The following is an 18069-nucleotide window of genomic DNA, read 5'->3' on the forward strand; positions in this document are numbered from 1 at the left end:
AACGCTGCCGCTCTACCAACGGTGTCATCCCGCGAACGCGGGGATCCATAACCACAGGCGGGTGTGTCGGGCACGAAGGCAACTGATACCCAGCCTCGAGGTAAATCACGCGGTATGGGTCCCGGGTCGGCGCCCACTGACGCCGTGCGTCAGTGGGCTTGCCCGGGACGACAGCTTGTTCCGAGTTGGCAGTTCGGATCAGCTCTCCCGCCGCGTCACGCCGGTGGCTATCGCGGCGGCCGCGGTGCGGTTCTCGACGCCGAGCTTGGCGTAGATCTGCTCGAGATGCTTGTCGACGGTGCGCGGGCTCAGTCCCAGGATCTGGGCGATGTCGCGATTGGTCTTGCCCTTGGAGAGCCAGGACAGCACTTCGCCTTCGCGCGATGTCAACCCGAACTCGCTGGAGAATTGCTTTGGCAGCTCGCCGGATGATTCCTTGGCGAGCCGCAGCAGAAATTCGTTCGGTCCCGCGCCGCCCATGTAGTAGAGGCGCAGCTCGGGATGATCGGGGATCGAAGCCGCGGCCTTGATGCCGCCCTTGCCAGTCTGCGCCTGGTCCAGCCACTGCCGCAGCGCATCCGGCAGCACGAGCTCCTCGGCGACGCCGAAGCTGTCCGACAACAGCTTCTGCGCCTGGGGCGTCGCCCACATCAGTCGTCCCTCGCGGTTGACCGCGAGCAGAAAGCGGCCGGAGACGTCGAGCGCGGCGCGCGCGCTCTGCGTCATTCTGGCATTGGCGAGATGCACCCGAATGCGCGCCAGCATCTCCTCGACCGCAATCGGCTTGGTCACGTAGTCGACACCGCCGGCCTCGAGGCCTTGCACGATATGCTCGGTATCGGCCAGTCCGGTCATGAAGATGACGGGCACGTTGGAGAGGCCGGCGTCGCGCTTGAGCTTGCGGCAGGTTTCGAAGCCGTCAATGCCGGGCATCACGGCATCGAGCAGGATGATGTCCGGCGTGATCTGGTCGACGATGCGCATCGCTGCCGCGCCGTCGAGCGCGACCATCACGGTCATGCCGGCGCCGTCCAGCGCGTCGGTGAGCAGCCGAAGCGTTTCCGGAGAGTCGTCGACGACCAGCGCGACGTCGCGCTTCTTGCTTTCAGTGCTCATAGGCGTGCAGGGTCTTCAAGGTGGCCATGTACTGATCGAGGTCGAAACGATCGATCAGCGTGCGCATCTGGGCGACAAAGTCCGCATGTTCGGGATGCGCGCTGCCGATCTCGTCGAGCTTGAGCTGAATCGCCCTGATGTATCCGATCTGGCCAAGGCCCATCAGCTCTTCGACATATCTAAGCGGCGGCCGTGATCCGGTTTCCGGCCGCCATCGCGGCTGCGCCACGGGAATGTCGGTCTGGTAGCTCCACTCAAGCTTCAGCAATTGGCGGATGGCCTCCAGCAGCCGGGGAATGTCGATCGGCTTCATCAGATAGCTGTCGTGGAACGGCTGTGCCAGCGGCCGGCCATGGGCTTCGAGCGCGCTCGCCGACGTCATCAGGATGCGCGCGTGATGATGGCCGCTGCTGCGCAGGGTTTCGGCCACCGTCCAGCCATCCATGCCCGGCATCGAAATGTCGAGGATGAACAGGTCCGGCTGGCAGTGCTGCGCCAGCGCGAGGCAGGCCGGACCATCGGGGGCGCTCAGGAGGATGAAGCCGAGCGGCGTCAGCACTTCGCGCAGCAGGTCGCGATGCACCGGATCGTCGTCGGTGATCAGGATCGTCTTGCGCGGACCGAGGTAGCCCGCGACCGGCGCCTTCACCGGCGGATGCCGCGTCGGGTTGGTCACCTCGGACAGCAGGATCTTGACCTTGAAGGTGCTTCCCCCGCCGACTTTGCTCTCGACCTTGATGTCGCCGCCCATCACGCCGGCGAGCAGACGGCTGATCGTCAGGCCAAGCCCGGTGCCGGTCTGCGGTTGCGCGACCCCGAGCGCGCCGCGCTCGAACGGCGCGAAGATGCGCTCGAGATCGTCCGGCTGGATGCCCGGACCGGTGTCGATCACCTCGAACTCGGCCACCGGGCTACGATAGTGGACGACGAACTGGACGCTGCCTTCCTGGGTGAACTTGATCGCGTTCGACAGCAGGTTGATCAGGATCTGGCGCAGCCGCTTCTCGTCGGCATAGACGACCAGCGGCAGAACGGCTGGCCGCTTGAACACGAAGTCGACGCCCTTGGCGGCGGCCTGAAGCCGGAACATGCCGACGAGCTGGTCGAGGAATTCGCTGAGCCGCACCTCGTCGCGCGACAGATACAGCCGGCCGGCCTCGATCTTCGAGATGTCGAGGATGCCGTCGATCAGGCCCGACAGGTGGTCGGCGCTGCGGCGGACGACGCGGACTTGGTCGCGCGGCTTCGGCGCGAGACTGGTATCCTGCTCGAGCAGCTGCGCATAGCCGGAGATCGCGTTGAGCGGCGAGCGCAATTCGTGACTGAGACCGACGACGTAGCGGCTCTTGGCGAGATTGGCGGATTCCGCGACTTCCTTGGCGCGCTGCAGCTCCGCATCGGTGCGCTTGTGCGCCTCAATCTCCTGGATCAGCAGCTGAGTCTGACGCCGCGTCTCGGCCTCGGCGGCGCGGCGGCTCTGCTGCGCCAGCACGAACAGCCAGGTCACCACGCCGATGATGATGGAGAGCGCGAAGAACACCTTCCACAGCACATCGGAGATGATGCCCCTGTATCCGGGCAGCGCCGCCGATGTCTCCAGATAGATCATGCCGAGCGTCAGCGCGACGAGCCCCGCGGATGTCAGGAACACCCCGACATAATGCCCGAGCTGCGAGTTGATCTTCGCCAGCACCGATTGCGGCAGCATGCCGCTCAGCGCCGCCGAGACCTGGGCCTGCGCCCGTGCATGGGGCTTGCAGAGATCGTGGCAGCGCGCATCGAGCGAGCAGCACAGCGAGCAGATCGGGCCGGCATAGGCGGGGCAGGAGGCCATGTCCTCCGGCTCGAAATGATGCTCGCAGATGCAGCACTGGATCTGCTCGATGTTCTGCCAGCTGCGCTTCGGCTTGCGCGCCAGGTAATATTTGCCGTCGGTGAGATAGGCGATCGCGGGTGCGGTGACGAGCGCAACCCCGAGCGCGACGAAGGTCGACAGCGCCTTGCCGGTGGGTCCGAACAGGCCATAGAACGCGCTGATCGACACGATGGTCGCGATCGTCATGGCGCCGACGCCGACCGGGTTGATGTCGTAGAGATGAGCGCGCTTGAACTCCATCTGCTGTGGCCGCAAGCCGAGCGGCTTGTTGATCACGAGATCGGCGACCAGCGCGCCGACCCAGGAGATCGCGATGTTGGAATAGAGCGCCAGCGTCTGCTCCAGCGCCTTGTAGACGCCGATTTCCATCAGCAGCAGCGCGACGACGACGTTGAACACCAGCCACACGACGCGGCCGGGATGGCTATGCGTCAGGCGCGAGAAGAAGTTCGACCACGCGATCGAGCCGGCATAGGCATTGGTGACGTTGATCTTGATCTGGGAGATGATCACGAAGGTGCCGGTCAGGGCCAGCGCCAGGTCCGGCCTGGCCAGCACGTAGCGGAACGCCTCCAGATACATGTGCGCCGGCTCGGCGGCGTGGTCGGCGGAGACGCCATGGCTCAGCGCGAAGAAGGCGAGGAACGATCCCGCCAGCAGCTTGAGCGCACCGAGCACGATCCAGCCGGGGCCGGCCGACAACAGCGCGATCCACCACGAGCGCTTCGACGTCCGCCGGTCGCGCGGCAGGAAGCGCAGGAAGTCGACCTGCTCGCCGATCTGGGCCACCAGCGAGAAGACTACCGCCGCAGCGGTGCCGAACAGCGCCAGGTCGAGATGGCCCGAGAGGTCGCCATGCTCGCCTGGGAACTGCTGCCATTCGGCGAACGAGTGCGGGCTCGCATAGGCAATCGCTGCAAACGGCAGGATGTGCAGCACAACCCACAATGGCTGCGTCCAGAGCTGAAACCGGCTGATCAGCGTGATGCCGTAGGTGACGAGCGGGATGATGACGACGGCGCTGATGAGGTAGCCGATCGGGCGCGGAATGCCGAAGCACATCTCGAGCGCCGAGGCCAGGATGACCGCTTCGATGGCGAAGAAGATGAAGGTGAACGACGCATAGATCAGCGAGGTGACGGTCGAGCCGATATAGCCGAAGCCCGCGCCGCGCGTCAGCAGGTCGATGTCGATCCCGCATTTGGCCGCATGATAGGCGATCGGCAGGCCGCAGCAGAAGATGATGACGCTGGCGACCAGAATCGCGGCTGTTGCGTTGGTGACGCCGTAGTTGAGCGTGATGGTGCCGCCGATCGCCTCCAGCGCCAGGAACGAGATCGCGCCCAGCGCCGTATTGGCGACGCGCGCGGCAGACCAGCGCCGCGCACTCTTGGCCGTGAAGCGGAGCGCATAGTCCTCCAACGTCTGGTTGGCGACCCACTGATTATATTGGCGCCTGACGCGGTCGATCCGCTGCCGCCCTGCCACTCTCGAACTCCTGACCGCGAAGCGGGTCTCCCGCCTGCTCGTCCTGCCCCTCGTAAGACCTGCGTAGAGCCTACGTCGCGCTTTTGCGGTGCAGTATACGCAATCTTGCGTATCCGTGCAGTGCACAAAGCGCGCCATCCTTCGTCCGACCCAAAGCGTGTCCTCGAACCAATGAATGGGGTGCTCATGTCAGACGAAACTGAAAAAGGCCTGAAGTCGCCACTTCGGCGCCAATTGCTGATGGGAATGGCCGCAATTCCGGCACTCGCGATGATGCCGCGGCCATCCTTCGGCGCTGGTCCCGCAACCTCTGCTGTCAACACCACCGGGCTTGCAGTCACTGATAGCGAAGTGACCGTCGGCATTCTGCATTCGGTGACCGGTACGATGGCGATCTCCGAGACCGGCTCGGTGCAGGCCGAGAAGCTCGCGATCGAGCAGATCAATGCCTCCGGCGGCGTGCTCGGCCGCAAGATCAAGTTCATCCAGGAGGACGGCGCCTCGGATTGGCCGACCTTCGCCGAGAAGGCCAAGAAGCTCCTCGTCAACGACAAGTGCGCCGCCGTGATGGGCTGCTGGACCTCGGCCTCGCGCAAGGCGGTGCTGCCGGTGTTCGAGCAGTACAACGGCATGCTGTATTATCCGACCTTCTACGAGGGCCTCGAGCAGTCGAAGAACGTCATCTACACTGGCCAGGAAGCCACCCAGCAGATCATCGCCGGCCTCGACTGGGTCAACAAGACCAAGGGCGCCAAGACCTTCTATCTGCTCGGCTCCGACTACATCTGGCCGCGCACCTCGAACAAGATCGCCCGCAAGCACATCGAGGGCCATCTACAGGGCGCCAAGGTCGTCGGCGAGGAATACTTCCCGCTCGGCCACACCCAGTTCAACTCGGTCATCAACAAGATCAAGCTGACCAAGCCGGACGTGATCTACGCGATCATCGTCGGCGGCTCGAACGTCGCATTCTACAAGCAGCTCAAGGCGGCCGGCATCGACATGTCGAAGCAGACCTTGCTCACCATCTCCGTGACCGAGGATGAGATCGACGGCATCGGCGGTGAGAACATCGCGGGCGCCTATGCCTGCATGAAGTACTTCCAGTCGCTCGACAACGCCAACAACAAGGCCTTCGTCTCCGCCTTCAAGAAGATGTGGGGCGAGAAGACCGTGATCGGCGACGTGACGCAAGCGGCCTATCTCGGCCCATGGCTGTGGAAGTTGACGGTGGAGAAGGCCGGCAGCTTCGACATCGACAAGATCGCGGCCGCCTCACCAGGCATCGAGTTCAAGGGCGCGCCGGAAGGCTATGTCCGGATCCACGAGAACCATCATCTCTGGTCCAAGACTCGCGTCGGCCGCGCCAAGGCGGACGGTCAGTATGAGCTGATCTACGAGACCGCGGACCTCGTCGAGCCCGATCCGTTCCCGAAGGGCTACCAGTAAGCGGCCAGCTCGCAGCGTTGGGGGACGCTGCTGCTGCAGTCGCGTTGCTGCTCCCCTCCCCCTTGCGGGGAGGGGTTGGGGGTGGGGGTCCGCATACTCGGAAAGAGTTGAGTCTCTCGCGCTCTCTCCCGCTCGACCGAGCGGACGACCTCGGCCGCGGACACACCCTGTCCGCGCGCCAATCCAATTGCCAGCAGGGCATCACGAGAGGACGGATCATGTTCGGTGACTATTCCATCGGCGACCTCGGGGCCATATTCGCGATGCAGGGCTTCGCGGGCCTCATCCTGTTTTCGGTCTACGTGCTGATGGCGTTGGGCCTTGCCATCATCTTCGGCCAGATGGGCGTCATCAACATGGCGCATGGCGAGTTCATGATCCTCGGCGCCTACGTCACCTGGATGACGTCGAACGCCTTCCAGCATTTCCTCCCCGCGCTGTTTCCCGGCTACTTCTTCGTTGCGATGATCTTCGCGTTCATCGCGTCCGGGTCCCTCGGCATGCTGGTTGAATGGGCGATGATACGCCGCCTCTACAAGCGGCCGCTCGATACGCTGCTCGCCACCTGGGGCCTCAGCCTGATCCTGCAGCAGGCCTATCGCTCGGTGTTCGGCGCGCGCGAGGTCGGCGTCGAACTGCCCGACTGGATGATGGGCTCTTGGCAGGCGACCGACGCCATCCAGATCCCGATCAACGGCATGTTCGTGATGTGCCTGACCATCCTGATCACGCTGGTGGTCGCCTATGTCCTGTTCCTGTCGCGCTGGGGCAAGCAGGTCCGCGCCGTGGTGCAGAACCGCGTGATGGCCGGTGCCGTCGGCATCAACACCGAAAAGGTCGACCGCTACACCTTCGGCCTCGGCTGCGGCATTGCGGGCGTTGCCGGCTCCGCCTTCACCATGATCGGCTCGACCGGTCCGACCGCCGGTCAGCTCTACATCGTCGACACCTTTCTGGTCGTCGTATTCGGCGGCGCCGCCAGCCTGGTCGGCACCATCGCCTCCGCATTCACCATCTCCCAGGCGCAGTCGACCATGGAGTTCTTCATGTCCGGCTCGATGGCCAAGGTGCTCACGCTGCTTGCGATCGTCGCCATCCTGATGATGCGCCCGCAGGGCCTGTTCGCCCTCAAGGTCCGCAAGTGATTGAGCTCCGACAGCCCAACAAGAAGGCACGGTCATGATCATCAACTCGCGCTTTTTCAACCGATCAGAACTCATCGGCTTCGTCTCGCTGCTGCTGCTGCTCGTCGTCATCCTGCCGCTGGCGCTGGATGTGTTCCGCCTCAACCTGGTCGCGAAATATCTCACCTACGCCTTCGTCGCGATCGGGCTCGTGCTGTGCTGGGGCTATGGCGGCATTCTCAGCCTGGGCCAGGGCGTGTTCTTCGGCCTCGGCGGCTATTGCATGGCGATGTTCCTGAAGCTCGAGGCCTCCAGCGTCGCGAACACCAAGATCCAGTCGACGCCGGGCATCCCCGACTTCATGGACTGGAATCAGCTGACGCAGCTGCCGTTCTTCTGGAAGCCGTTCCAGAGCTTCCCGTTCGCGCTGGCGGCGATCATTCTGGTGCCGGCGATCTTCGCCTTCATCATCGGCGCGGCGATGTTCAAGCGGCGCGTCGGCGGCGTCTACTTCGCGATCATCACCCAGGCGGTCGCGGCCATCCTGACGATCCTGATCGTGGGCCAGCAGGGCTACACCGGCGGCATCAACGGCATCACCGATTTGCGCACCCTGCACGGCTGGGACATCCGCACCGATCACGCCAAGCTCATCCTGTACTTCGTCGAAGTGTTCCTGCTGTTCGTCGCCATCCTGGTGGCGCAGTTCATCCGCCTGACCAAGCTCGGCCGCATCCTGGTGGCGATGCGTGAGCAGGAGGACCGGGTGCGCTTCTCCGGCTACAGCGTCGCCAACTTCAAGATCTTCGCCTTCTGTGCAGCGGCCGTCTTCGCCGCGGTCGGTGGAGCGCTGTTCACGCTGGAAGTCGGGTTCATGTCGCCGTCCTTCGTCGGCATCGTGCCGTCGATCGAGATGGTGATCTACACCGCGGTCGGCGGCCGACTCTCGATCTTCGGCGCGGTCTACGGAACCATCCTGGTCAACTTCGCCAAGACCAGCCTGTCGGAGACCTTCCCGCAGCTCTGGCTGTTCGGCCTCGGTGCTCTCTTCATCGCCGTGGTGCTCGCCTTCCCGAATGGTCTCGCCGGCATCTGGGGTGACTACGTGCAGCCGCGCATCGATCGCCTGCTGGCGTCGCGCACCAAGAAATCCGGCAATGGCGGCCTCGTCGCCAACGGCGCCCCCGCAGAGTGAGGAGACAGCGATGCTCATCGGTCATCAGCCCAAGGAATTCCTGCTCGCGGTCGAAGCGCTCACCGTCTCCTTCGACGGCTTCAAGGCGGTCAACGATCTCTCCTTCTATGTCGAGGAGAACGAGATCCGCGTCATCATCGGCCCGAACGGCGCCGGCAAGACCACGGTGCTCGACCTGATCTGCGGCAAGACCAAAGCGACCTCCGGCTCGATCCAGTTCCGCGGCAAGGAGCTGACGAAGCTGCGCGAGAACGAGATCGTCAAGGCAGGTGTGGGCCGCAAGTTCCAGACGCCCTCGGTGTTCGAGGATCTCAGCGTGTTCGAGAACCTCGAGATCTCGTTTCCGCGCGGCCGCACCGTGTTCGGGTCGCTGACGTTCCAGCGCGACTCGGTGGTCAAGGACCGCGTCGAGGAGGTCGCCGAGATGATCTTCCTCAAGGATCGACTGAAGACCTCCGCGGCCGAGCTCAGCCATGGCCAGAAGCAGTGGCTCGAGATCGGCATGCTGCTGATCCAGAATCCGGACCTGCTGATGCTCGACGAGCCCGTCGCCGGCATGAGCGTCAGCGAGCGCGCCAAGACCGCCGAGCTGCTCAACCGCATCATCAAGGACCGCTCGGTGCTGGTCATCGAGCACGACATGAAGTTCGTCGAGGACATCGCCCACAAGGTCACCGTGCTGCACCAGGGACAGATCCTGTCCGAGGGCACGATGGAGCGGGTCAAGAACGACCCCAAGGTCGTCGAAGTCTATCTGGGGCACTAATCCGATGTTCGAGAAATCACTCCATCCACGCTCTCGCTGCGCCCCCCTCCCCCTTGCGGGGAGGGGTCGGGGGTGGGGGTCCACAACGGCGGTCTCGCTTGGAGCCACCCCCACCCCCAACCCCTGCCCGCAAGGGGGAGGGGAGAACAGACAGCTCGTCGAAGCAACGAACAGGGAACAGGCGTGATGTTGGCAATCTCCGATCTCCATGTCGCCTATGGCCAGAGCGAGGTGCTGCATGGCCTGAACGTCAAGGTCGCGCCCAACGAGATCGTTGCGATCATGGGCCGCAACGGCATGGGCAAGACCACGCTGATGAAGTCGCTGATGGGCATCCTGCCGGCCAAGAGCGGCTCCATCGACATGAACGGCACTGAGCTGTCCGGCCTGAAGAGCTACGAGCGCGTGGCGAAGGGCCTTGCCTATGTTCCGCAGGGCCGCATGATCTTCTCGACCATGACGGTCAAGGAGAACATCGAGACCGGCCTCGTCGTCTCCGGCGAATCGGAGGTGCCCAGCGACATCTACGAGCTGTTTCCGGTGCTGCTCGAGATGAAGGGCCGCCGCGGCGGCAATCTCTCCGGCGGCCAGCAGCAGCAGCTCGCCATCGCCCGCGCACTCGCCACCAAGCCCAAGGTGCTGCTGCTCGACGAGCCGACCGAGGGCATCCAGCCGTCGATCATCAAGGACATGGCGCGCACGCTCAAGCGCATCCGCGACGAGAAGGGGCTGTCGATCGTCGTCTCCGAGCAGGTGCTGAGCTTCGCGCTCGACATCGCCGACCGCGTGCTGGTGATCGAGAACGGCGAGATCGTCCGCGACGATCCGCGCGACCAGGTCGATGCCGCGCAGGTCTCGAAATATCTGTCCGTCTAACCACTCCGTCCAAGCAAAGGTAAAGGGGAGCTCTTGATGCCTGACACACTGATCAAGGTCGATCTGACCAAGTCGGCCTATGAGAACGACAAGGTCCACAACCGCTGGCACCCGGATATTCCGATGGTGGAGTGGGTCAACCCGGGCGATGACTTCATCATCGAGACCTATGACTGGACCGGCGGCTTCATCAAGAACAACGACTCCGCCGACGACGTCCGCGACATCGATCTGTCGATCGTGCACTTCCTGTCCGGCCCGATCGGCGTCAAGGGCGCCGAGCCCGGCGACCTCCTGGTCGTCGACCTGCTCGACGTCGGTCCGATGAAGGAGAGCCTGTGGGGCTTCAACGGCTTCTTCTCCAAGCAGAATGGTGGCGGCTTCCTGACCGACCACTTCCCGCTGGCGCAGAAGTCGATCTGGGACATCAAGGGCCTCTACACCTCGTCGCGCCACGTGCCGGGCGTGAACTTCGCCGGCCTGATCCATCCCGGCCTGATCGGCTGCCTGCCCGATCCGAAGCTGCTCGCGACCTGGAACGAGCGCGAGAATGCGCTGATCGCGACCAACCCGACCCGCGTGCCCGGCCTCGCCAACCCGCCGTTCGCGCCGACTGCGCATGCCGGCCAGGCCAAGGGCGACGTCAAGGCCAAGATCGGCGCCGAGGGCGCCCGCACCGTGCCGCCGCGCGAGCATGGCGGCAATTGCGACATCAAGGATTTGTCGCGCGGCTCGAAGATCTACTTCCCGGTCTACGTGCCCGGCGGCGGCCTTTCGATGGGCGACCTGCACTTCAGCCAGGGCGACGGCGAGATCACCTTCTGCGGCGCCATCGAGATGGCCGGCTGGCTGCATCTGAAGGTCGACATCATCAAGGACGGCGTCGCCAAGTACGGCATCAAGAACCCGGTCTTCAAGCCGTCGCCGATCACGCCGAACTACAAGGACTATCTGATCTTCGAGGGCATCTCGGTCGACGAGGCCGGCAAGCAGCACTATCTCGACGTGCACATCGCCTATCGCCAGGCCTGCCTCAACGCCATCGAGTACCTGAAGAAGTTCGGCTACTCCGGCGCCCAGGCGTATTCGATCCTCGGCACCGCGCCGGTGCAGGGCCACATCTCCGGCGTGGTCGACGTGCCCAACGCCTGCGCCACCCTGTGGCTGCCGACCGAGATCTTCGACTTCGACGTGATGCCGTCGTCGGCGGGGCCGATCAAGCACATCAAGGGCGACATCCAGATGCCGATCTCGCCGGACAAGTAATTCTCCTCCCTGCGCGATGGGTGCGGGACGGCAGTGGTTTCGCCGCCCCGCATCCGCCGCGCCAGAGCAGGAAGACGATGTTGCGCAGGAGACGAGACGATGCCGGTCTATGAATATCTCTGTGATGCATGCGGCCCCTTCACCGACATGCGCCCGATGGCGGAATGTGATGAGCCGCAGGTCTGCCCGCAATGCCAGGACATGGCGCCGCGCGTGATCCTCACCGCGCCGGCCTTCGCCTGCATGCCGGCGGAGCGGCGCACGGCGCATGCGACCAACGAGCGGAGCCGCCACGCGCCGCAGACGGTCGCGGAATACAAGGCGAAGCACGGGCCGGGCTGCGGCTGCTGCGGGCCTAAGAAGTCGCCGCGGCTGATGACCAAGTCCAAGAGCGGTGCCAAGGGCTTTCCCACCGCGCGTCCCTGGATGATCAGTCACTGAACGAACGCGAGGGGCGGCGGCCGCGCCGTCCCTCAGCGTGACGCCGGCACCCGGCGCGGGCCGGGCCCGGCCGGCTGGCCGCCGAACTTCACGTTCATCGCGTTGGCGCCCTCGCTGATGTCGACCAGCGTCTTGCGGCCGTCGTCGATGACCTTGGCCGACTTGCGCTTGAAGCTGTCGACGAGCTCGCGCATCGATTTGATCTGGTCGAACAGCTGTCCGGGATTGCCGTCCGCGAAGCCGGGAATGGCGCCGTCGATCTTGGTCACGAGGGTGTCAAAACCCTTGAAGATGTCCTCGGCCTTCTCGACCGCCGCATCGATCGCCGCCGTCTTGTCCTTGAGCGATGCAGTCTCGGATTGGAACGTCTGCAGCGCGTCCTTGATGGCCGGGGCATTGCTGACGACGTATTTGTCGATGTTGTGCACCGTCTCGACCATCGTCTCCTGGTCCTTGAGATCCGCGGTCAGCACGGGAACGCCATCGTGATCCAGCGGCACCGGCGGCGCCGTCGGTGCGCCGCCGACCAGCGAGATCGCGGCGATCCCGGTCAGGCCCTGGAACTCGATGCCGGCGGTGGTGTCCTTGCGGATCGGCGCGGAGTTCTCCAGCGTGATCATGGCGACGATCTTGCGCGGGCTCTCGAGATTGATCGACAGGATCTGCCCGGCCTGCACGCCGTCGAAATTCACCGGACCGCCCTTGCGCAGGCCGGCCGCCGAGCCGCCGTCGAACACGACGCGCATGATGCTGCGCTGCTGCGCGATGCGGCTCTTCTGCTTGATCAGGACGCCGCTGATCCCGGCCGCGACGGCCGCGATCGTCAGGGTTCCCACAATGAGATTGATCGCGCGCATTCCGTGTCCGCCGCTGCCTCTGCTCGATTTTAGCCGTTATGTCTCCCGGTTGAAAGCTCAGCGCGCCAGGCCGGGCCGGGATGGGGCGGCGAGGCCGGCCAGCAGCACCGCCAGGATTCCCGTGAGAAAAATGCCGTCGAAGGTTCCGGCGCCGCCGATCGAGGCCACGGGGGCGCCGAGGCTGCCGATTTTGTCCAGATTCATCAAATCGGCGCCGACCAGCGTCCCCATCGAGCCGCCGATATAGGCCAGCGGCGCGGCATACTCCCGCGACAGCAGGAAGGCCAGGATCGCGGTCACGACGACCGGTGCGAACACCGGCACCGCGATGCCGACGCCGCGCACCGGTGTCGCCATGGCGTGGATGATCACGGCGATGACCAGCACCGCGATCGCAGCGCGCAGCCACAATTGGTAGCGCAGCACGAGATAGGTCGACATCACCGTCGGAATCACGGCACCGCCGACATTCACGGCGAGCACGGTGCCCGGCCATTGATGCACCAGCGGCACGACATATTGCATGCCGAAGAAGTCGATGATCTCGCCGGATCTGGCGACCTGCCCAGGCAGCATGGTGATCGGAATGTTGAAATAGCTGCCGATCAGCGAACCGAGCAGCAGCAGCATCGCGGTCCCTGAGCTGACGCCGAGCTTCATGTAGGCGTAGCGCAGGATGCCGAGCTGGATCAGGACGATCAGGACGCCGAAAGCCAGCACCAGGATGGCGAAGAAGGCTGGCGTGATCGGCAGATATTGAACCTGTGAATGCATGTCGAAAGCGCTTGAAACGTTGACCGGGCTGTCGCCGCCGGAGCATCCCACGCGAGCGACAGGGTGACAAATGGGCATTCGCGGCCTGGTTCCCAAGGCCAGTCATCATTCACCCGCGATCAGCGTGGCATGCAGCACATAGCGCTCCGGCCCCTCGGTCAGTGCGTCGAATGGCCAGCAGGTCGACAGCACCAGCTCCGGGCCTCCGGCCGCCGGATCGATGCCGGAGGCATCGAAGCGGACGACGTGGGCGGCATCGGCGCGGTAGCGGAAGGTCCGGCCGTCGCGCCTGACCATTTCGATCTCGTCGCCGATCCTGACGTCGCGCAGGAAGCGGAAGTGCGTGTCGCGATGCGCGGAGTAGACCGCGATGCCGGGCTCGCCCGGCTCGGCCGTCCCCTCGACATGACCCGCGCCGAAGGCGAGCGCCTGGCCGCTGGAGCCGGCCAGGGCGATGGTGGAGACACCGAGGCGCTTCACGACGATGCGCGCCACCGGGACGGTGTCGGCCCAGGACCACGGCTTGACCGGATGACCCGTTGCAATGGTTTGGTTGAAGGCCCGGTCGAGCAGCACTTGCGCGACGATCGCCTTGGCGTGGATCAGGGCGCCGTGGCCGAACAGGGCGAGGCCAACCAGGGCGATTACGAGTGGGATGACGAAGCGGGGCATTCTCTCTCCTCTCGTCATTGCGAGGAGCGAAGCGACGAAGCAATCCAGAGTCGTGGACGCAGCCCCTGGATTGCTTCGCTGCGCTCGCAATGACGGTGCTCCTTAGTTGGCAGCCCGCCGCCGGATGGCGGCGAGCCAGATCAGCTCGAGTAGCAGGATGCCGAGCCCGAGCAGCATGCTCAGCTCCGCGTCGGTCGCCGTCTTCGGCAGCGTGATGGTCGCCGGTGCCGCCGGCACCACGGGCCGCTTCAGCGCGGCGAGTTGGACCTCGCCCTCCGCCTCGGCGCGGCGGTCCTTCTGCATCGCGGGCAGACGGTTGCGCTCGCCGAACACCTTCTCGAAATCCCAGCCGGCGGGCAGGTTGATCGGCAGCTCGGCGAGCTTCAGCGGCTCTCCATCGGGACGGCGCGGCGTCTTGTCGACGGCGACGAGGCTGGTCAGGCGGGTCACCAGTTGATGCTCCATCGCCAGCTTGAGGATGGCGCCGTCGGCTTCCTCCGGCGTCATCTGCCGCATCGTCCTGGCCACCTCGGCATCGCCGATCTTGCGCCGCGCCCAGAGCTTGGAGAGACCCTTGCCCTCGGCGGCACCTGCCAGCGGCAAGGTGATGGTCCAGGGCTGGTCGCCGATGCGGCCCTTGAGCTGCAGCGATCCGGCGAGCCGGTCGATCTTGGCTGCAAGCACCAGCGGTTCATTGCGATAGACGTCCGGCAGCACGGCCGGCGTGAGGTCGGCAGACGCTTCCGAGAACGTGGCGCTCAGCCCGGTCACGACCGGATTCTCCAGCTTGGCGAACAGATCACGCATGCGCTCCTCGACCTGCTCGACCGAGCCGATATGGGTGAAGGCGCCGCGGCCGAGCTCGGCGGCGCGGCTCATCAGATAGGTGTTCGGTGCCGAGCCGATGCCGACCATGAAGATGCGCGAGCGGCCGCGCATCGCGGTGATGGTCTCGAACAGCTGCTGCTCATTGCCGATGGCGCCGTCGGTCAGGAACACGACCTGCCGCACGCGCTCGGAGTCGCTGCCGTCGTCGGTCAGCGCCGCGCGCATCGCCGGCACCATCTCGGTGCCGCCGCGCGCATCCAGCGCGCTGACGAAGCTGGTGGCGCTGCCGACATGCTCGGCATCGGCAGGCACCGAGCCGGGAAACAGCACCGTCATCGTGTCGTCGAAGCGGATCACGTTGAAGCGGTCGCCCGGCTGCAGCCGCCCCAGCGCATAGAGCAGGCTGGCCTTGGCCTGGCGGATCGAGGTGCCGCCCATCGAGCCGGAATTGTCGATCACGAAGATCACATCGCGCGGCTGCGGGCGTTGTGCCGTCGCAGCCACCGTAGGCGGGGTGACGAAGGCGAGCAGATAGTCGGCATCGCCGACCTGCTCGTGGAACAGCCCGACCGATGGCATCGCCGCAGCCGCCGGTTTCCAGGTCAGCTCGAAATCGCGATCGGCCGGCACCACGCCCTCGGCCAGGGTGACGATTCGCGTCTTTGTATCGGGGCTGTCGACCGTAACCTGGTGATGGTGGCTCTTGACCTCGCCGATGATGAAGCCGGCCTGCAGCCGCACCGTGATCTTCGTCGGGTTGACCGGATCAGATTTGGCGGGATCCAGCACCTCGGACGAGATGCGGTCGCGGTCCGGCACCGGATCATTGCTGGCCGCGCCCCAGCCATTGCTGTCCGGGCGAAGGTCAACGCTCTGCACGATCGGCTTGGGATTGTAGCGCGGCGCCACCACCAGCGGCACCCGCAGCGAGAACGCACCGGCCTCCTGCGAGACCTGCTGCTGATACTCGATCTGCACCAGCACGGTCTCGCCGGGGCCGATATTGGCGAGCGAGTTGGTGAAGATGTTCGGCCGCTCCTGCTCGGTGAGCGCGGCGGTCTTGCCCTCGCGCTTGGCCTGCTCATAGATCACCTTGGCCTGCTGGCGCGGCTTGATATCGCCGACCACCACGCGGTCGCCGACGATCATCTTCAGCGTATCGACGGCGCTGTCCGGCGGCAGCGGATAGACATAGACGGCTTCCAGCCATTGCGCGCTGGTGTTCTTGAACAGCTGCGTCACGCGTGCCCGCGCCGTCGGACCGGACACGACCACGTCGACATCGATGCCGAGCCGCGGCGCCTCGGCGTAGCCGCTGTCGCTCTTGAACAGCAATGCGCCGGAGCGGGCGTCGCCCGGCTTGGTCAGCGGGGCCAGCGGCCCTTCCGCCGACCAGCTTGGCGTGAGGCTGAGAAACAGCGCCGCGAAGCCGACCAGCAGCACGGCGGCGGCTTCCAGCAGCAGGAACAGCAGCATGGTCACGACCCACGATCGGACCGGATGGGCGCTGCTGCGGATGTCGTAGTCGATCGTCTCGCTCATCGATGGGCTCCGCAAGGGACAGAATGGGGCAGGCTGAGACTGAGCGCGTCGCCCCGTGGTCGCGAGCGGAATGGTCGGGCTTGTTCGGCCGCGGTCCGCCGCGCCCCGTCCGGTGGTGCGCGAGGTCCAGGCTGATCTGTCCGGGTTTGTGCTGATTTGTCCGTCTGCTAGAAGAGGCACGTGCCACGCGCAGGGGACAGGATGTCGAACCCGGACAATGAGCTATCGGACGAGCAGAGCCGGCAGGTCGCGGAGACCGTCCGCGAGGAGATCGCGCGGCGGCGGATGTCGCGGCAGGCGCTGGCGGAGCAGGCCAGACTGAGCCTGTCGACCTTGGAGAAGGCGCTTGGCGGCCGCCGGCCGTTCACGCTCGCGACCATCGTCCGGCTCGAGCAGGCGCTGGGCATCTCCCTGCGCAAGGTGCCGAGCACGCCCGTTGCGGCGCCGGCCCCGAGCGGCGGGATCGCGCCGGACAGCCTCGGCTCCTATTCGCGGCGCGCGGTGGAATGGATCGAGGGCACCTATGTCACGCTGCGGCCGTCGTTCGGCGACCAGCAGGCGATCTACGCCTATCGCACCGACATCGTCTGGGATGATGCGGCCTCGTCGCTGGTGTTTCGCGAGGGCGCGCGGCTGGATGCCGCCTTCACGCAGTTCGGCGAGGTCGCCGTGCCCAACCAGTCCGGCTTCGTCTACCTCGTCACCAACCGCCACGGCCAGCACCGCCTGATCACGGTGTCGCGCCCGACCATCACCGGCGAGATGTACGGCATCATCACGACGCTGCTCGCCGGCCGCGGCTCGCTGCTGACGCCGATCGCGGCCCCGATCGCGCTGCTGCCGCTGCCGAGCATCGACGAGCCGAGCTTCGGCCGGCTGGGCGCGGATGATCGGCACTATGCGTTGTATCGCGCGCATCTGCGCAAGACGATCGAGGAGCCGTTCGCGCTGTTCGTCCAGGGCGTGCCGTGAGTTATTAGTCTGTAGCAACCTTAAACCCATTATCGCCGCACTTGAAGGTTGGACGACGAATCGGTGCTCATGAATGCGCCCTCGCCCCTTGCGGGAGAGGGCATGTAGGAAAGCGCGGTAAGCTCGGTTGGGTGAGGGGTATGGCTCCACGAGTGTCGGCAGCGGACAGATACCCCTCACCCAATCGAACGCGTGGATGGGCCGGAGATGCCCTCTCCCGCAAGGGGAGAGGGCGCTGTATTGCACAGCAACGCTGAGTTTCTTAGTCCCCCGGATGGCGCGCTGGCTCAACAAACTCCGCTGTCATCCCGGCGTACGCCGGGATCCATAACCACGGGGAGCAGTTTGAGGCAGGCGCTTGGTTAGCGCTTTGCCCTCTCCATCCGCCGCGGAGTATGGATCCCGGATCGGCGCCACGCCGCGCTGACGCGCGGCGCGGCTTGTCCGGGACGACAGCGGAGCCAGAGGACGGATTCACGGTTCAAACAGCGAGGTGGGCAAGCAAAATGTGAGCGAAGGGACATGTCGACGCACTCCCGCGGCACATCATGCCCGAGGTCTGCGATCAGTTCGTCCCTCCTCAAATGCAGAGGGCGCAGGGAATGCCGGGTGAGGGCCTCACCCATGGCCCGCCTGCGAAAAAAATGCAGGCGGCAGGTACCACAGGCAAAGCCGAACACGCCGGCATTCCCTGCGCGATGGGCTTACGCTTATACGCAGTCTCCCTGGTGCGCCGGGCTGTCTGGCCACCATGATCCGCGCGGCGCCTCAAGCGCCGTCGCGAACGTAACACCAGCTTCGGGGTGTCAGGACGCTGCGACTTCACG

The 18069-nt window shown here is 65.2% G+C and carries 14 protein-coding genes; 8 read left to right on the forward strand and 6 right to left on the reverse strand.

What is annotated here, in order from left to right; genetic code table 11:
- Positions 1–198 precede the first annotated feature (198 nt).
- Both QQL87_RS32130 and QQL87_RS32135 read right to left on the reverse strand, forming a co-directional pair.
- A complete protein-coding gene (locus tag QQL87_RS32130; protein ID WP_284423088.1) occupies positions 199–1116 on the reverse strand; it encodes a response regulator in 918 nt (305 codons plus the stop codon).
- A complete protein-coding gene (locus QQL87_RS32135) occupies positions 1106–4480 on the reverse strand; it encodes a hybrid sensor histidine kinase/response regulator (protein WP_284423089.1) in 3375 nt (1124 codons plus the stop codon). Before QQL87_RS32135 ends, QQL87_RS32130 begins: the two co-directional genes overlap by 11 nt.
- 186 nt (positions 4481–4666) lie before the next feature.
- Between QQL87_RS32135 and urtA the strand changes: the two genes are divergently transcribed.
- The 7 genes from urtA to QQL87_RS32170 all read left to right on the forward strand — a co-directional run bounded on the left by urtA (position 4667) and on the right by QQL87_RS32170 (position 11597).
- Positions 4667–5929 carry an urea ABC transporter substrate-binding protein gene (urtA, locus tag QQL87_RS32140; RefSeq protein WP_284423090.1) on the forward strand — a complete coding sequence of 421 codons (1263 nt, stop codon included), beginning with the start codon at positions 4667–4669 and terminating at the stop codon, positions 5927–5929.
- A 218-nt stretch (positions 5930–6147) separates the two neighbouring features.
- A complete protein-coding gene (gene urtB / locus QQL87_RS32145; RefSeq protein WP_284423091.1) occupies positions 6148–7074 on the forward strand; it encodes an urea ABC transporter permease subunit UrtB in 927 nt (308 codons plus the stop codon).
- A gap of 34 nt (positions 7075–7108) precedes the next feature.
- The gene (gene urtC / locus QQL87_RS32150; protein ID WP_284423092.1) at positions 7109–8248 is read left to right on the forward strand and encodes an urea ABC transporter permease subunit UrtC; all 1140 of its coding nucleotides are present in this window, start codon (positions 7109–7111) and stop codon (positions 8246–8248) included.
- Between the two features lie 10 nt (positions 8249–8258).
- Positions 8259–9014 (forward strand): urea ABC transporter ATP-binding protein UrtD, encoded by a 756-nt coding sequence (gene urtD / locus QQL87_RS32155; protein WP_284423093.1) that lies wholly within the window; start codon positions 8259–8261, stop codon positions 9012–9014.
- Positions 9015–9200: 186 nt separating this feature from the next.
- Entirely contained in the window at positions 9201–9890 is a 690-nt protein-coding gene (gene urtE / locus QQL87_RS32160; protein WP_284423094.1) for an urea ABC transporter ATP-binding subunit UrtE, read from the forward strand.
- Between the two features lie 36 nt (positions 9891–9926).
- Complete coding sequence (gene fmdA / locus QQL87_RS32165; RefSeq protein ID WP_284423095.1) at positions 9927–11156, forward strand: formamidase; 1230 nt, start codon at positions 9927–9929, stop codon at positions 11154–11156.
- Between the two features lie 99 nt (positions 11157–11255).
- Positions 11256–11597 carry an FmdB family zinc ribbon protein gene (locus tag QQL87_RS32170; protein WP_284423096.1) on the forward strand — a complete coding sequence of 114 codons (342 nt, stop codon included), beginning with the start codon at positions 11256–11258 and terminating at the stop codon, positions 11595–11597.
- A 32-nt stretch (positions 11598–11629) separates the two neighbouring features.
- Here QQL87_RS32170 and QQL87_RS32175 read toward each other — a convergent pair whose 3' ends face one another.
- From QQL87_RS32175 to QQL87_RS32190, 4 genes are all read right to left on the reverse strand, one after another.
- Positions 11630–12454, reverse strand: coding sequence for an MlaD family protein (locus QQL87_RS32175; RefSeq protein ID WP_284423097.1), 825 nt, complete (start codon positions 12452–12454; stop codon positions 11630–11632).
- 57 nt (positions 12455–12511) lie between these two features.
- Positions 12512–13228, reverse strand: a complete 717-nt coding sequence (locus QQL87_RS32180) for a DUF1614 domain-containing protein (protein ID WP_284423098.1) — start codon at positions 13226–13228, stop codon at positions 12512–12514.
- 105 nt (positions 13229–13333) lie between these two features.
- The gene (locus tag QQL87_RS32185) at positions 13334–13900 is read right to left on the reverse strand and encodes a class GN sortase (RefSeq protein ID WP_284423099.1); all 567 of its coding nucleotides are present in this window, start codon (positions 13898–13900) and stop codon (positions 13334–13336) included.
- 102 nt (positions 13901–14002) lie between these two features.
- On the reverse strand, positions 14003–16270 hold the full coding sequence (locus tag QQL87_RS32190) for a marine proteobacterial sortase target protein (protein WP_284423100.1): 2268 nt from the start codon (positions 16268–16270) through the stop codon (positions 14003–14005).
- 201 nt (positions 16271–16471) lie between these two features.
- On the opposite strand from QQL87_RS32190, the gene QQL87_RS32195 reads away from it, so the two are divergent.
- On the forward strand, positions 16472–17242 hold the full coding sequence (locus tag QQL87_RS32195; RefSeq protein ID WP_284423101.1) for a helix-turn-helix domain-containing protein: 771 nt from the start codon (positions 16472–16474) through the stop codon (positions 17240–17242).
- The last annotated feature ends 827 nt before the right edge of the window (positions 17243–18069 follow it).

The sequence above is a fragment of the Bradyrhizobium sp. SSBR45G genome, assembly GCF_030159255.1.
Taxonomy (GTDB): domain Bacteria; phylum Pseudomonadota; class Alphaproteobacteria; order Rhizobiales; family Xanthobacteraceae; genus Bradyrhizobium.

What these genes read in the sequence shown, in the direction of transcription:
- QQL87_RS32130 (WP_284423088.1), bottom strand. Translation starts at nt 1,116, where the DNA reads ATGAGCACTGAAAGCAAGAAGCGCGACGTCGCGCTGGTCGTCGACGAC.
- urtA (WP_284423090.1), top strand. Translation starts at nt 4,667, where the DNA reads ATGTCAGACGAAACTGAAAAAGGCCTGAAGTCGCCACTTCGGCGCCAA.
- urtB (WP_284423091.1), top strand. Translation starts at nt 6,148, where the DNA reads ATGTTCGGTGACTATTCCATCGGCGACCTCGGGGCCATATTCGCGATG.
- urtC (WP_284423092.1), top strand. Translation starts at nt 7,109, where the DNA reads ATGATCATCAACTCGCGCTTTTTCAACCGATCAGAACTCATCGGCTTC.
- urtD (WP_284423093.1), top strand. Translation starts at nt 8,259, where the DNA reads ATGCTCATCGGTCATCAGCCCAAGGAATTCCTGCTCGCGGTCGAAGCG.
- urtE (WP_284423094.1), top strand. Translation starts at nt 9,201, where the DNA reads ATGTTGGCAATCTCCGATCTCCATGTCGCCTATGGCCAGAGCGAGGTG.
- fmdA (WP_284423095.1), top strand. Translation starts at nt 9,927, where the DNA reads ATGCCTGACACACTGATCAAGGTCGATCTGACCAAGTCGGCCTATGAG.
- QQL87_RS32170 (WP_284423096.1), top strand. Translation starts at nt 11,256, where the DNA reads ATGCCGGTCTATGAATATCTCTGTGATGCATGCGGCCCCTTCACCGAC.
- QQL87_RS32175 (WP_284423097.1), bottom strand. Translation starts at nt 12,454, where the DNA reads ATGCGCGCGATCAATCTCATTGTGGGAACCCTGACGATCGCGGCCGTC.
- QQL87_RS32180 (WP_284423098.1), bottom strand. Translation starts at nt 13,228, where the DNA reads ATGCATTCACAGGTTCAATATCTGCCGATCACGCCAGCCTTCTTCGCC.
- QQL87_RS32185 (WP_284423099.1), bottom strand. Translation starts at nt 13,900, where the DNA reads ATGCCCCGCTTCGTCATCCCACTCGTAATCGCCCTGGTTGGCCTCGCC.
- QQL87_RS32190 (WP_284423100.1), bottom strand. Translation starts at nt 16,270, where the DNA reads ATGAGCGAGACGATCGACTACGACATCCGCAGCAGCGCCCATCCGGTC.
- QQL87_RS32195 (WP_284423101.1), top strand. Translation starts at nt 16,472, where the DNA reads ATGTCGAACCCGGACAATGAGCTATCGGACGAGCAGAGCCGGCAGGTC.